Source organism: Pseudomonas sp. CGJS7 (assembly GCF_036961695.1).
In genome coordinates, this window is record NZ_JBAMDI010000013.1 from 16,424 (window position 1) to 31,104 (window position 14,681).

Genomic DNA, 14,681 nt, shown 5'->3' on the forward strand with positions numbered 1-14,681 from the left:
TATCGAGGGCCGCCAGGACAAACGCCCTGACAGGCAGCTCAACCGCCTCGAAGAACGCCACTGCGAGTTTACGACGGCGAGCTTGTTCCAGGTGCTTACGCATAGGGTCAGCGGCCGCAAGACGATCACTTGGCTCGAGACAGGCGAGCATCGCGAGGTGCTCGCCTGCCTGCTCACGGCGAGGCGCACTTCGCTGCCCGTCTGCCTCACCCGACGCGGCTGTCGATCACACCGCCAAGCTCGCGCAACGCCCGCTCCAGCCGCCAGAAACAGCCTTCGCCAAGCGCGGCCTCCTCTGTTTCGCTCATTCCATCCCCTGCTTGCAGGCTTGCAGATGCTCGTCAAGTCGGGCGATGTGCTCCGGACCGATGCCGCAGCAGCCGCCCACAATACCCGCCCCCTCCTCGACCCACTGCTGCGCCCACTGCAGGTACGCCTCAGGCCCTAGGTCGGCACGAATATCGAGCAGCGTCTCGTTGGCCTGGGCATCTTCACGTACTGGCGCAAAGGCATTGGCATAGACACCCAGCGCTAACTCGCGAGCTTCCTGCTTCAGCACCTGTCTGGCACTGCGCAACGCTGCGCCCATGCTCTGCGGTTGGCTGCAATTGAATAGCAAGGCGCTGGCCCCCAGTTCCAGGGCCAGCAGAACTGCCTGCTGCACGCTTTCACCCGAGCGCAGCAAAGGCACCGCGTGCTCTGTGTCGGGATCGAGTAACGTGAAGGACAGCCAGAGCGGCTTGCCATCGCCGTCCAGGGCCGCGTGCACGGCGCGCGCTTCGGCCAGGGAGCTCTGGGTTTCCGCCAACCAGAAATCCACATGGGACGCCAGGCCGCGGATCAATTCACGGTGGATGGCCTGGGAACGGACTGGATCAAACAGGTCCGGGCGATACGACCCCAACGCCGGCGGCAGCGAACCGGCGACCTGCACCAAAGCCCCCGCCTCCTCGGCAGCGCCACGGGCAAGCCGCCCGGACAGTTCAGCCAGCGCCCGCCCGGAGCGGGCAAAGCGTTCCTCGCCAATGTGAAACGGCACCACCGCATAGCTGTTGGTGGTGATCACCCTGGCCCCGGCGGCAATGAACGCTCGGTGGACCTGCGTCACGTATTCGGGCGCTTCGAACAGCGCCAGTGCCGACCATTCCGGCTGCCGGAAGGGTGCGCCGATCCGCTTGAGTTCTCGTCCCATCCCACCATCGAGCAGCGTCCAGGCACGTCGAGTCATTGGGCAGCCACCTGGGTGCCAGTGGCACTCAACCAACGATCGACGGTCGCCTGATTGGCGGCGACCCAGGCTTTGGCCGCCGCATCCGCCGGCTGCTTCTCACGCTCGATCTTGAGGATCAGGTCGTTGAGGGATGCCGGATCGATACTCACGTTTTCCAGAAAGGCGGAAATCCGCGGTGCACGCTGGCGTAGCGCCGAAGACGCGAGGATGTGCACCTTCGCATCGGGATACGCGCAGGTGATGCTGCTCTTGTTGAGCCAGTCGGCATCCACGGTCGGGCTGATGAATTTCCAGCAGCCGTCAGCCTTGTACAGCGGGTCGCCCTTCTTGTTGTCCTGGGCATAGCCATCGAATGGCGGTTCATCAAGACGGCGCAGGTCATAGGCGGAGAAGATCCAGTCCGGTGTGTAGGCGTAGAAAATCACACCACGCTCGGCTTTGTAGGCAGCATCAAGCTTGGCGTAAGTCACCGAGGCCTCCGTGGAGACCGACTCGAAGTTGCCGTCGAAACCGTAATCCTTGGCTTTGATCTGACCGATGTAGGTCGACTCCCAGCCTGCCGGCCCGACCAATAGCTGGGACTTGCCACCTCCCAGCGGAGCGAACAACCTGGCGATCTCTGGCTTCTTCAGGTCATACACCGACTTCACGTTGTACCGATCCTGGATGTAGCCCGGAATGTAGAAACCCTGCACACCGACATAGGGTTGCTTGTTGGGGATCAGCGAACGGGTACCGCCGGTCACGTACTTGGCGAAGGCTGCTGATTGGTTCGGCAGCCAGATGTCGGTCAGCACGTCCACCGAGCCGTCACCCTTGGCAGCGGCGGCGAACAGTACCGGCAGATCACCGGCCAGGTAGGAAACATCGCCGTCAAGGCGATTGGAAATGATGTCGCCGAGGATGTACTGGATGGCGATGGCGCCGGTCCAGTTCTGCTCGCCAATAACGATCTTGTCCTTGGCAAAGCTTGCTGTCGCTGGCACCAGCGCGGCCAGCAGAGCGAACCCGGCAAGCCCGCGGGAAAGGAATCGAGTCATGGAACCTGTTACTCCTGCGTAGAATGATGACGTTTGCGAAGGGATGCCTGAATGATCCGGTCGGGCACCAGGGCACAAAAAACAATGGCAATACCGGCCAGGACGCCCTCACCACCCTTGATGTTGCGCAAGGCGGTCATGACGTCGTAGCCAAGGCCTCCGGCACCAATCAGTGCTGCCACGACGACCATGGACAGGCTCATCACGATGGTCTGGTTCACCCCCAGCAACAGAGAGCCGGAGGCCAATGGCAACTCGACCCGGGTGAGCGTCTGCCAGGGCGTTGCGCCATGGGCGACCGCAGCCTCCACCGCGGCCTTGGGCACCTCCTGAATACCCAGGGCGGTGAGACGGATCATCGGCGCCAGGGCGAAAATCACCGTGGCGATCACCGCCGGCGTCTTCCCGACCGAGAAGAAGGCCACTGCTGGAATCAGGTAAACGAAGGTCGGTAAGGTCTGCATGACATCCAACAGCGGCGTGACCAAGCGCCGAGCCAGCGCCCGCTTGGCCAGAAGAATGCCGGTGGGAATGCCGATCAGCAGCGACAGCAGCACCGAAGCGCCGACCAGGGCGATGGTGGAAATCGTACGCTCCCAGAAACCGAACAGGCCGATATAACCCAGGGCTAACGCAGTCGTCAGGGCCAGGATCGCGCCGGCAGAGCGCCAGGCCAGGTAGACCAATGCAAGCGCCGGTACCGGCCACGGAATCCAGCCCAGCGCACCTTCAACGCCATCAATGACGGTGCGCACCGCCACGATCACCCCGACGAATACGCTCTCGAACGTGACCTGAGACCAGCCAATCAACGTGTCGATGGCACCAGCAACTGCCAGCATACTGTCGCGATCGGCGGGAAACTGCACCAGTGCCCCGGCAGCATCCGGCGTCAGGGCGCGCCATACGGTCAGTACCTGACTCACCAGCAGCAGCGCCAAGGGTAAAGCGACGCCCAGGGAGTCACGGCCGTGGCCGTGCAGGCTCACCCAAGCACAACCCAAGCGATTGACCAGCAGCACTGCCAGTGCTGCGGCCGATAGCCACCCCGCCCCCTCGCGCCACGCGCCAGCAAGCACGGCCAGGGCCGTCAACTCCAGCAGCAGCGCCAGCCAGAACAGGCCACCTCGTCCGGCGTCAGCGAGCGCTGCCGGGCCCAACACGCTTTGGCGAATCCAATGGTTTGTCGAGCGCGCTTGCACTTCGACCGACGGTGGCTCGCTGAGCACCTCGTCACTAGGCGAGGGAATGCTCGGGCCGATATGCGGCCGATCGTCGAAGAAATCCGCCACCCCCTCGTCCGCCGGCTGTTCAAGCAATTCACCAGGGGTGCCAACCTGAATCAGCCGACCACCCCGCAAGACGGCGATACGATCTGCCAGACGTAACGCCTCACCCGGATCGTGGGTCACCAGCAGCGTCGTGATTCCCCGTTCGCGCACCAGTTGCAGGAAGCGCCCCTGCAAATCACGGCGGATGGTGGGGTCCAGTGCACTGAAGGGTTCGTCCATCAGCAGAATGTCAGGCTCGGTGACCAGTGCTCGCGCAAGCCCGACACGTTGCTGCATGCCACCAGACAACTCGTGGGGCAAACGCTCGCCCCACTCTTTCAGCCCCACCGCCTGCAACTGCCGTTGTGCCGCTGCGCGCCGCGTACTCTCCGGCTCACCGCGCAATTCCAGGGGCAAGGCCACGTTGTCGAGCACGCTTCGATGCGGCAGCAAGCCGAAATGCTGGAACACCATGCCGATGCGCTGCGACCGCAGTTGGCGCAGCGCAGGCTGCGTCAAGTCGCTCAGAACCTCACCGTCGATGAGCACCTCGCCGCTGCTCGGTTCTATCAACCGATTGACGTGGCGCAGCAAAGTCGACTTGCCGCTGCCGGATGTACCCATCAAACAAAGCACTTCGCCCCGCCGCACCGCGAGGTTCACTTGCTCAACCGCGTTGCTGGAGTCCGACCGGCTCCCCTCGTAACGTTTGGTGACCGCGCGAAATTCCAGCGCGATAGCATGAATCGATGCAGAGCCAAGGGAGTCTGCGCTGACCCGCGCAGGGGTTTCCAAAGGGTCGTTGGCAATCAGTGGATATTTATCAGCGATCACGTCGCCCCCTGGGATTCAATGGATTCCAGGGCGACGAAGCAGACTCCATGCCAATCGGCCAAACCCCGCGTACTCAAGCGCGAGATGGGTTTTTGTCATGACGGCACGGTGTTGAAGAGGCAGCAACATTGCATGGCTGCTGTTGTGTGGGAAACAGCGAGGAACACGCCTGCGGTCTTAGTTGAACGAAAGCATTGGCAGCCTTGTGAGGCCATTGCATTTGCAATAAATAAATATTCCATACGGGAATATAAATATTATTTATTATTATTTTTAGAGATATGAATCGACTTTTATACTTTCATCAGACCCGCGATGGATCGGGGTAACCGTGTTGGAGAGTTGAAGTTTCTGATGCCAACGTCATTGCCTACCTCCGGCCAATCCCAGGTGCTGTTGCAGCTGCACCCGCTGTTCAGTTTCTTCCAGCCTCTGCAGGCCCGCATCCCGCTAGCCGCAGAACGCACCGCAGCCCTCTTCCATCGCCAAGCGCATGTGCTGAGCAAATTGTCTGAGGCGCCGCTATGAAATGCCCCCCTATCCGCCATCCCACCAGCCAGCGAGGAATGCCGAGTGACAACCCCTCTACGACCTGCCGTGCTTAGCCCCTTGCAGACTGCACGTCGCCTAGCGACGGCGTTCGCCGAAACCGCCGTCGAGCGCGACGAGGCCGGCGGCACACCCAAGGCCCAGCGCGACGCTATCCGCCAGAGCGGCTTGTTGGCGCTGAGCATACCCACCCAGTTCGGCGGCCTCGGCGCTAGCTGGAGCGAAACCCTGGAGGTGGTGCGCGAATTCGCCCGGGTCGACAGTTCCATCGCCCACGTCTTCGGCTTTCAGCACTTGATGCTGGCTACCGTGCGCCTGTTCTCCCGTCGCGATCAGTGGCAACCCTGGTTCGAGCAGACCGCGCGCAAGAACTGGTTCTGGGGCAATGCGCTCAACCCTCTGGACAGCCGCACCGTGCTCACACGCTTCGACGGTTGGTACGAGTTTTCCGGCAAGAAGAGTTTCTGCTCAGGCGCCAGCGACTCGGAAATGCTGATTGCCTCGGCAGTCGATGAAAGTGCTGGCGGCAAGCTGCTGATCGCTGCCATCCCCAGCGGCCGGACCGGTATCACACTGCATGATGACTGGAACAACATGGGCCAGCGCCAGACCGACAGCGGCAGCGCAACTTTCGAGCGCGTGCGCGTCGAAGAGAACGAGATGCTTCTCGACCCTGGCCCGCTGAGCACACCCTTCGCCAGCCTGCGCCCGCTGATCGCCCAGTTGCATTTCGCCAACGTATTCCTTGGTATCACCGAAGGCGCTCTGGAAGAGGCCCGCCATTACACGTTGAAGGAAGGCCGCCCGTGGTTCCGCTCCAAAGCCCGACATGTCAGCGAAGACCCTTACATCCTGCGCCACTACGGCGAGTTCTGGGTCGGTCTGGAAGGCGTGCGCCTGCTGGTGGAGCGCGCCGCGACGCAACTCGACGCGGCCTGGCACAAGGAGCACGCGCTCGGCGCCGAAGAGCGTGCGCAACTGGCGCTGGCCATCGCCACGGCCAAAGTGGCGGCGGCACGCACTGGCCTGGACATCTGCAACCGCCTGTTCGAGGTCACTGGCGCACGCGCGACCCACGCCTCGCTACGCCTCGATCGCTACTGGCGCAACCTGCGTACCCAGAGCCTGCACGACCCGCTGGACTACAAACTCCACGAGCTGGGTGAGTGGGCACTGAGTCAGACGCGACCCACCCCATCTTTCTACTCATAGGAATCGCCATGCAGTTGCTGACCCTCCCCCCTTCGCCGTCATTGGCCACCTCGATCCGGGCAACCGCACAGGTCTTCGAAGACGCTAGATCGCAGGCGCTGCTCGCCCACCTGCAACAGGTCGCCCCCAGCGAGGCCAGCGTCCTGATCATCGGCGAGACCGGCACGGGCAAGGAGCTGGTCGCACGCCACATACACAACCTCAGCGGACGGCGCAACGGCCCCTTCGTCGCGGTGAACTGTGGCGCCTTTTCGGAGTCGCTGGTGGAAGCCGAGCTGTTCGGCCACGAGAAAGGCGCCTTCACCGGCGCCCTGGCGGCCAAGGCCGGCTGGTTCGAGGAGGGCAACGGCGGCACACTGTTCCTCGACGAAATCGGCGACCTGCCCATGGCCATCCAGGTCAAGCTGTTGCGCGTGCTGCAAGAGCGTGAAGTGGTGCGCCTGGGCTCGCGCAAGAGCATCCCCATCGACGTGCGCGTGGTCGCCGCCACCAACGTGCAACTGGACAAGGCCATCGCTGCCGGCAACTTCCGCGAAGACCTGTACTACCGCCTAAACGTGGTCAGCCTGCAACTCTACCCGCTGCGAGAACGCCCGGGCGACATCCTGCCGCTGACCCGACACTTCATCAAGACCTACTGCAACCGCCTGGGTTACGGCGAAGTGCGCCTGTCCCCCGAGGCCGAACGCAAGCTGGTGAGCTACGACTGGCCCGGCAACATCCGCGAGCTGGAAAACGTCATCCACCACACCCTGCTGGTGTGCCGCAATGGCCTGGTGCAGGACGACGACCTGCGCCTGTCGCACCTGCGTATCGAGCGCCAGGACAAGTCGCCGGTGAGCACCGCCGAAAGCGCCGAAGAGCAGTTGCTGCGTGCCTTTCAGCGCCTGTTCGAGGAGCAGGCCGGCAGCCTGCACGAGAAGGTCGAGGACTCCCTGCTACGCAGTGCCTATCGTTTCTGCCACTGCAACCAGGTGCACACGGCCAGCCTGCTGGGTCTGAGCCGCAACATCACCCGCGCCCGACTGATTGCCATCGGCGAACTGGTGGTCAATCGGCGCCGGCCAGAGCCCCAGATGCGCCCTGAGCGGGCGATACAACTATCAATCTGAGAGGCCGCCACGAACGATTGCCCCCTTGCCAACTGCGCCAAGAGGGTTGCGAAGGACAGAAGCGCATGGCCGCGCCAAATGGCGGCAATCGCAACAGACTGGAAGCGCCCCCCAACCTTTGAGCCGGTGTGGGCCTGGTGCGCGGCGGCGCCCGAACTGCGCAGGGCTGAAGACAGGCCGGGGGGACGCCACCGGCCCTGCCCGCGCGATCAGCCTTCCTGGCTGCAATCACGCGGGGTGATACCCTTCTCTTTGGCATATTGATGCGACGAGGCCTCGATGATCGGCCGCAAAAACGCGCGGTCGGCCTGTACCCAGTCGCTGATCAGTTTCCACTTCTGCCCGTCCCACTGCTGGAAGCGCACCGCGCCACCGCCTTCATGGTCGGAGCAGGACAGTTTAAGCGGCTGCACCAGCCCCTTGGCACCGAGTGCCTGCAGGCGGGTATCGTCCAGGTTCAGGTGTTCGAAGCCCCAACGCACCTGCTCGCCACTCAGCGGTTGCCTGCCGAACTTCTCCTGAGCCAGACGCAATGCCTCGACGTTGAGGATGCCGTTGACCACGCCGAGGTTGTAGTACACGGTGCCAAAGCGCTTCGGATCGGCCAGGTCGCCTTGGCCCTTGTCCACCACCGCCTGTTCGATGCCCTGCAGCACCGGGAACTCGGTACCGGACGGATGCGTGGTGATGGCGATGAAGCCCTTGGCCGCGGCACCGGCAGGCGCCGCGTCTTCCTCGGAATTGCTCCAGATATTGCCGATGATGCGGTCGGCAGGGAAACCGACCTTTTGCGCGGTCTTCAGCGCCACCGGGTTCATCACGCCCCAGCCGCGCAGGATGACCCAGTCCGGCTTCAGGCGGCGGATGTTCAGCCACTGCGATTGTTGCTCGTTGCCGGGGTGCGGCACCTCCAGCAGGGTCAACTCGAAACCGTACTTGTCCGCCAGGGCCTGCAGCACCTCGTTGGTTTCCTTGCCATAGGGCGAACCGTGAAAGAGCGTGACGATCTTCTTGCCCTTGAGGCCCTGCTCGCCGCCTGCCTGCTGAGCGATCCAGTTGACGATGGCCGATACCTCGGAATAGGGATTGAGCTGCAGCGGGAAGACGTAAGGGAACACGCTGCCATCGGTGGAGTCGGTACGCCCATGGTTGATGGTGATCAGCGGCAGCTTGTCGGCCGTGGAGCGTTCCAGGGTGGCATACGCGATACCCACCGACAGCGGATTGGTGGCGGCAGCCGGTGCGCCGTTGAGCCCACCCTTGAGGCGCTCGTAGCACTCCACCCCCTTCTCCACGACGTATTCAGTCTCGCACTCGCTCCAGGTCAGCTTGACACCATTCACGCCGCCTTGGGCGTTGACGTACTTGAGGTAATCGATAAAACCACCGAAGAAACCGGTGCCACCTGCGGCATAGGGGCCAACGCGGTAGCTCTGCAGGGGGAAATACTGTTCGTTGGCCGCGTGCACGTTGAGTGCACCGGCCGCCAGGCTCACGGCCAGCGCCAGGCGGCCGAGGACGGATCGGGTCGACATCGTGGTTATCCTTTACAAATCAGTGGGCAGTGACATAAGGCGGGCGAAGCCCGGTGCGAAGGTTCGCTCAGTGGCGCAACGGCCAACGCCGAGTGCGCTCGCGAAAGCGTTGCCAGAGGCGCGCCAGGCCCTCCGGTTCCTTGATCAGGAAGATGATGATCAGCGTGCCGAAGGCCATCTTCTGCAGGTTCTCTATCTGTCCGGCATCGATCAGCCCGGTCGGCAGCAACCCGGCCAGGTTCGACAGCAGCACCGGGAACAGCACAATGAAGGCGGCGCCGAGGAAGTTCCCGAGGATGCTGCCCAGGCCGCCGATAATGATGATGAACAGGATCTGGAACGAGCGGTTCAGGTCGAAGCCGTGTGGCTCCACCGTGCCCAGGTAGGTGAAGGCCCAGAGCGAACCGGCCACGCCGAGGTAGAAGCCGCTGATGGCGAAAGCCAGCAGTTTGGTCTTCAACAGGGGGATGCCGATCACTGCGGCGGCGGTGTCCATGTCGCGCACCGCCATCCAGTTGCGCCCCAGTTCGCTGCGCACCAGGTTGGCGCCCAGCCAGAACAGCGCGCTGACCACCGCCAGGGTCAGCAGGTAGCGCCCGGCCGGCGACGAAAAGTCATACCCGGCCATCAGCAGCGGCGGCGCGCTGATCACCCCCGAGGCACTGTCGTTGCTGAACCAACTGAAGCGGGTCAGCGCCCATGGCACGAAGAACTGCGCCGCCAGTGTCGACACCAGCAGATAGAAGCCCTTGATGCGCAGGCTTGGCAGGCCGAACACCACGGCCACCAGCGCCGCCACCAGGCCGCCGAGCAGCAGGCTGGCCAGCAGCGGCAGCCACGCCACGCGCAGCTCGAAATTATAGGCCGCGAAGGCACCTGCTGCCATGAACGCCGCCGAACCCAGGGACAGTTGCCCGGCATAACCGGTCAGCAGGTTCAGCCCTAGGCCGGCCAGCGACAGCAGTAGAAATGGGATCAGGATGGCACTGAACCAGTAATCGTTGCCCAGCAGTGGCACGCCGATGAAGGCGAACAGGACCAAGGCCGCCAGACCCAGCCGATCCTGGCGCAGGCGGAAGAATCGTCGGTCGTCGGCGTAACGCACGCTGAACTGACCCGCTTCTCGATACAGCATGATCGACGCTCCTCAGACTCGCTCGATGGCGCGCTCGCCGAACAGCCCAGCCGGACGCACCAGCAGGAACAGCAGGGCCAGCACATAGGGAAACCAGTTTTCGATGCCGCCGCCGATGAGCGGCCCGAGGTACACCTCGGCGAGCTTCTCCGAAGCGCCGATGATCAGGCCGCCGACGATCGCCCCGCTGATCGAGGTGAAGCCGCCGATGATCAGCACCGGCAGGGCCTTGAGCACCACCAGCGAGAGCGAGAACTGCACCCCCAGGCGCGCGCCCCAGAGCAGCCCGGCGACCAGCCCGACGAACCCGGCCACCGCCCAGACCACCGCCCACACCCTCGGCAGGCGGATACCGACGCTCATCGCCGCGCGGGGATCGTCGGCCACCGCACGCAGCGCCAGGCCGATGCGCGTGCGGTTGAACAGCAAGGACAGTAGCACCACCAGGGCCGCTGCCGTTGCGGCGGCGAACAGGTCGAACTGCGACAGCAGCAGGCCACCCAGCGCCAGCGGCGCGTCGCTGATGGCCAGCTCCAGGCCGTGAACCTGAGCACCCCACAAGGCCTGGGCGGCGCCCTCGATGATGTAGGCCAGGCCGAGCGTGGCCATGAACAGGGTAATCGGCGAACGCCCGACCAATGGCCGCAGTACCGCCCGTTCGATCAGCAGCGCCAGGGCGATCATCGTCGCCAGGGTGACGAGAAAGGACAGCCAGAACGGCACGCCGCGCTCCAGCAGGCTGACGAAGGTCAGCGCGGCGAACAGTACCATCGCCCCCTGGGCGAAGTTGAACACACCGCTGGCTTTGTAGATCAGTACGAAACCGATGGCCACCAGGGAGTACATCACCCCGGCCAGCAGGCCACCGATCAGCACTTCGAAAAAGAATGCCATGTCGCGCTCCTGTGTGGGAACAGCCCCGAAGCCGCCGCCGGGCGGACACCCAGATAGGCCGCGATCACGTCGGGGTTGCGGCGAACCTGCTCGGGGGAGCCGTCGCCGATCTTGCGGCCGTAATCGAGCACCACCACATGGTGGGAAATGCCCATGACCACGCCGATGTCGTGCTCGATCAGCACCACCGTCGTGCCGAACTCGCGGTTGATCTCGACGATGAAGCGGCTCATTTCGCGCTTCTCCTCGGCATTCATCCCGGCCATCGGCTCGTCGAGCAGCAGCAAGCGAGGCTCGGCGGCCAGCGCACGGGCCAGCTCGACCCGCTTCTGCAGGCCATAGGGCAAGGTGCCAACGATTTCGTCACGCCACGGCTGGATGCGCAGAAACTCGATGACCCGCTCGGCGGCGGCGCGTTGGCGATCGTCCTCGCCCGGCGCGCGGCCGATGCGCAACGCCTGCTCCAGCCAGGAACTGCGGCGCTTGAGGTTGCGCCCGGTGAGCACGTTGTCGAGCACGCTCATGCCCTTGAACAGCGCGATGTTCTGGAAGGTGCGAGCGATGCCGTCGCGTGCCGCTGCATGTGGGTGCATCACCCGACGCTGCTGCCCGGCCAAACGAATACGCCCCTGCTGCGCCCGGTAGACGCCATTGATGATGTTCAGCAGCGAGCTCTTGCCCGCGCCATTGGGCCCGATCAGCGCACAGATCTCGCCTTCGGCGACACTGAAGCCAATGTCGCTAATGGCCTTCACACCCTTGAACGACAGGCTGATGCCCTCCAGTTCCAGCAACGGGGAATTCGACATGAACGCTCCTCAGACGGGCTGAACCCGGCCTTGCGACCGAGCAGCGAGGGATGAACGAGGACTGCGCACGGCCTGCCAGCGGGGCGTCTCCAGCCAGATACGCGGCGCCACCCCAAGGGCGGCGAAGAACGCCTGCACCTCGCCCGGCAGGACCTCACCGACCAGCAGCGGTACCCGGGTGCGGCTCAGGCCCAGCACATCGCGCAACGGCCGACGCAGCAACACGTGGCCAAGGCTGTTGCGCAGCAACCCACCGCGCGCGTCAAGCGCCCAGTCCAGCCAGCACCGCAGCAGGCTGCCCGGCAGCGGTAGACGCTGCTGCGCCAGTGCATACAGGCGGCCGTAGCTGTCGTGGGTGCCGAGAACCAGAGTCGGGCCGAGTTCACGGCGGTCTGTGTCACGGGTCGCCAGGCTCTCCGGAAAATTCATCCGAAAGCCTGCCAGCAGCCAAGGCGCCAGCAGGTAGCGGGCCTGGCCGCTGGTGGCGAAGTTGCGGGAGGCCAAGGCTTCCTCGGCCGCCGTCAGGCGCTCCTGTTCGACCAGCCGACGCCCCTCGCCCAGCACCTCGGCATGGCTGAGCCCGTGCTGCTGAACCTGGCCATCGGCATCCAGCCGGTGAAAGCTGAACGCTGGGCGCTCGCTCTGCGCCTGGACCGCCAAGGCAGGATCGGGCAACTGCGCGGCCAGGCTAGCGTAATTCGGCACCCCGGAATCCGCCAGGCCACGGCCATCGGCGTAGAACAGCAATGCCGGTACATGACCGCTCGCCAGCACCCGCTCGACCTCCTCCTGACCTTCGGCAAAGACGAAATCGGCCTGCAGTTCACGCAACAGCGTCAGTTGCTCCGCGTCAGGCATCAGCGGATCGATCAGTGCCGCGACGCCGCCCAGCCACTGCGCCGCCAGGCTTGCGAGCAGCGCCTCAGGTCGCGGACGGCTGACGATCAGCAGACTGTCACCGGCCGCGAAGCCGGCCTCGCGCAGCCCGGTGGCCAGCCCCTGCACCTCGGCCAGCAGTTGCGCCCAGCTGCGCGCCTGCCACAGGCCTAGACGCTTGTGGCGCAACGCAACGTCCGCCCCACGTTGATGTGCGCGGGCCAGCAAGCTGGCCGGCAGGTTGTCCGCGAACGCCTCATGCATGGCCGCGCACCTCAGGCCACAGCGAGGGAGGCACGCTTCTCCTGCTCCAGTTCGCGCACCAGCGGCAAGACATGCTTGCCGAAGTATTCGACCTCTTCCTGGAAGTGCAGGAAGCCGGAGAGGATCAGGTCGACGCCGACCGCCTTGAGCGCGACGATGCGCTCGGCGATCTGCCGTGGTGTACCGATCAGGTTGGTCTTGAAGCCGTCGTTGTACTGCACCAGGTCTTCGAAGGTCGACTTGGCCCAGTTGCCCTCGCCTTCCGGGCTGGCCGCACCGGCGTTCTTCACTTCACTGCCGAAGCCGTTGACCGCCTCCGGGTCGGCCTTGGCGATGATCTCCGCCAGCACCGCGCGGGCCTCTTCCTCGGTGTCGCGGGCGATGATGAAGGCGTTCACGCCGACCTTCACCGAATGCCCGTTGGCCGCTGCCTTGGTGCGGATATCGTCGACCTGGGTCTTGATACCCTCGACACTGTTGCCATTGGTGAAGTACCAGTCGGAGACCCTCGAGGCCATGTCGCGCGCGGCCCGTGAGCTCCCGCCCTGGAAGATTTCCGGGTGCGGTTGCTGCAGCGGCTTGGGCTTGAGGGTGTAGTCGTTGAAACGGTAGAAATCGCCGTGGAAGCTGAAATTGTCCTGGGTCCAGATGCCCTTCAGGGCACGAATGAACTCCTCGGATCGGCGATAGCGCTCATCATGGTCCAGCCATGGCTCGCCGATGGCGCGAAACTCGCCCTTGAACCAGCCGGACACCACGTTGATGGCGATGCGGCCCGCGGTGAACTGGTCGATGCTTGCCAATTGCTTGGCTGCCAATACCGGCGTCCAGGGTCCGGGCAGGATCGCGGCGATCACCTTGAGTTTTTCGGTGGCGGCCAGCAGCGCGTGGCTGATGGTTACCGACTCGTGCTGGTTGTCAGCGCCATAGCCGGCGGTGAAGCGGATCTGCGAAAGCGCGTACTCGAACCCGGAACGCTCGGCAATCTGCGCCAGCTTGCGGTTGTAATCGATGTCCCAACTGGTGCGTTGTTCGATCTTGCTGACTACGAGGCCACCGCTGACGTTAGGAACCCAGTAGGCGAATTTGATCGGTTGGCTCATGGCGATGTCTCCTGTAACTCGGAAAGTCAGGCCGCGCGGGCGACCGGGATATGAAAGAAGGCGCCGACGGTATCGAGTACCCGCTCGATCCGTTCGAACTGCGCAGGGTCAGCCAGGCGCTGATCGTCGAAAGACTCGACACTGGCGTACAGGCCGTACGGCAGGGTGTGGGCCTGGAAGAAAGCGAATAGCGGGCGCAACTGGTGATCGATCATCAAGGCATGTCGCTCGCTACCACCGGTGGCGGCAAGCACCACGGGCACGCCCTTGAGCGACTGGTAATCGACCAGGTCGAACAGGTGCTTGAACAAACCGGTGTAGGACGCGCGATACACCGGGCTGCCGACCAGTAGCAGGTCGGCCTGCTCGATGGCCTGCAAATGCGGCTGCAGGTCAGCCGAGGCGCTATCGCGCTCCAGCGAACCGGCCAGGCTGGCGGACAGCTCGGCGATGCGCACCCAGTGCACCTCCAGCTTCGGCAATACGGCCGGCAGCCGCTCCACCAGGGCCTGCAGCAGACCATGGGTGCGTGATGGAGCCCGCAGGCTGCCGGACACCACCACGACCCTGATAACACGTGCGTCCATGCTGATCCCTCCTTGCCCAGCGGGCATTACCTGAGGGAGCTTCAGCAGCAACCGTGCCAACCAATAAAAACCATTAAATTCAAATACTTGAACGCTAGCTCTAACAGCCTGAACTGTCTTTTGGCCAACAAGCTGTTGAACCACTGACCCTCGGCCAACAGTTGCCCCGGAAAACGCAATTGACCGCCCACCAACAGTCATTCAGCAAGTTGTCGGCGAGCGAACAGCC

At 63.9% G+C, this 14,681-nt stretch carries 13 protein-coding genes; 2 read left to right on the plus strand and 11 right to left on the minus strand.

Annotated elements, in window-relative coordinates:
• Nucleotides 1-206: 206 nt before the first annotated feature.
• The 4 genes from V7787_RS10460 to V7787_RS10475 are packed head-to-tail and all read right to left on the minus strand — an operon-like array spanning nucleotide 207 to nucleotide 4,376.
• Entirely contained in the window at nucleotides 207-308 is a 102-nt protein-coding gene (locus V7787_RS10460; RefSeq protein ID WP_177410021.1) for a peptide-methionine (S)-S-oxide reductase, read from the minus strand.
• A complete protein-coding gene (locus V7787_RS10465) occupies nucleotides 305-1,228 on the minus strand; it encodes a homocysteine S-methyltransferase family protein (protein WP_198747258.1) in 924 nt (307 codons plus the stop codon). Before V7787_RS10465 ends, V7787_RS10460 begins: the two co-directional genes overlap by 4 nt.
• Nucleotides 1,225-2,271, minus strand: a complete 1,047-nt coding sequence (locus tag V7787_RS10470; protein WP_198747257.1) for an ABC transporter substrate-binding protein — start codon at nucleotides 2,269-2,271, stop codon at nucleotides 1,225-1,227. Before V7787_RS10470 ends, V7787_RS10465 begins: the two co-directional genes overlap by 4 nt.
• A gap of 8 nt (nucleotides 2,272-2,279) precedes the next feature.
• A complete protein-coding gene (locus V7787_RS10475) occupies nucleotides 2,280-4,376 on the minus strand; it encodes an ATP-binding cassette domain-containing protein (protein WP_198747256.1) in 2,097 nt (698 codons plus the stop codon).
• Between the two features lie 573 nt (nucleotides 4,377-4,949).
• Between V7787_RS10475 and V7787_RS10480 the strand changes: the two genes are divergently transcribed.
• On the plus strand, nucleotides 4,950-6,137 hold the full coding sequence (locus V7787_RS10480) for an acyl-CoA dehydrogenase family protein (RefSeq protein ID WP_004576530.1): 1,188 nt from the start codon (nucleotides 4,950-4,952) through the stop codon (nucleotides 6,135-6,137).
• Between the two features lie 8 nt (nucleotides 6,138-6,145).
• Nucleotides 6,146-7,249 (plus strand): sigma-54 interaction domain-containing protein, encoded by a 1,104-nt coding sequence (locus tag V7787_RS10485; protein WP_064493302.1) that lies wholly within the window; start codon nucleotides 6,146-6,148, stop codon nucleotides 7,247-7,249.
• Between the two features lie 209 nt (nucleotides 7,250-7,458).
• On the opposite strand, the gene V7787_RS10490 is transcribed toward V7787_RS10485, so the two are convergent.
• The 7 genes from V7787_RS10490 to msuE all read right to left on the minus strand — a co-directional run bounded on the left by V7787_RS10490 (nucleotide 7,459) and on the right by msuE (nucleotide 14,452).
• Complete coding sequence (locus V7787_RS10490) at nucleotides 7,459-8,784, minus strand: ABC transporter substrate-binding protein (RefSeq protein ID WP_003253969.1); 1,326 nt, start codon at nucleotides 8,782-8,784, stop codon at nucleotides 7,459-7,461.
• 67 nt (nucleotides 8,785-8,851) lie between these two features.
• On the minus strand, nucleotides 8,852-9,919 hold the full coding sequence (locus V7787_RS10495) for a branched-chain amino acid ABC transporter permease (protein WP_070095532.1): 1,068 nt from the start codon (nucleotides 9,917-9,919) through the stop codon (nucleotides 8,852-8,854).
• A 12-nt stretch (nucleotides 9,920-9,931) separates the two neighbouring features.
• Entirely contained in the window at nucleotides 9,932-10,813 is an 882-nt protein-coding gene (locus tag V7787_RS10500; RefSeq protein ID WP_060538302.1) for a branched-chain amino acid ABC transporter permease, read from the minus strand.
• The gene (locus V7787_RS10505; RefSeq protein ID WP_336087887.1) at nucleotides 10,789-11,622 is read right to left on the minus strand and encodes an ABC transporter ATP-binding protein; all 834 of its coding nucleotides are present in this window, start codon (nucleotides 11,620-11,622) and stop codon (nucleotides 10,789-10,791) included. Before V7787_RS10505 ends, V7787_RS10500 begins: the two co-directional genes overlap by 25 nt.
• Nucleotides 11,623-11,631: 9 nt before the next feature.
• Nucleotides 11,632-12,762 (minus strand): AMP-binding protein, encoded by a 1,131-nt coding sequence (locus tag V7787_RS10510; RefSeq protein WP_064493305.1) that lies wholly within the window; start codon nucleotides 12,760-12,762, stop codon nucleotides 11,632-11,634.
• Between the two features lie 11 nt (nucleotides 12,763-12,773).
• Entirely contained in the window at nucleotides 12,774-13,865 is a 1,092-nt protein-coding gene (gene sfnG, locus V7787_RS10515; RefSeq protein ID WP_064493306.1) for a dimethylsulfone monooxygenase SfnG, read from the minus strand.
• A gap of 26 nt (nucleotides 13,866-13,891) precedes the next feature.
• The gene (gene msuE / locus V7787_RS10520; RefSeq protein ID WP_336087891.1) at nucleotides 13,892-14,452 is read right to left on the minus strand and encodes an FMN reductase; all 561 of its coding nucleotides are present in this window, start codon (nucleotides 14,450-14,452) and stop codon (nucleotides 13,892-13,894) included.
• Nucleotides 14,453-14,681: the final 229 nt, after the last annotated feature.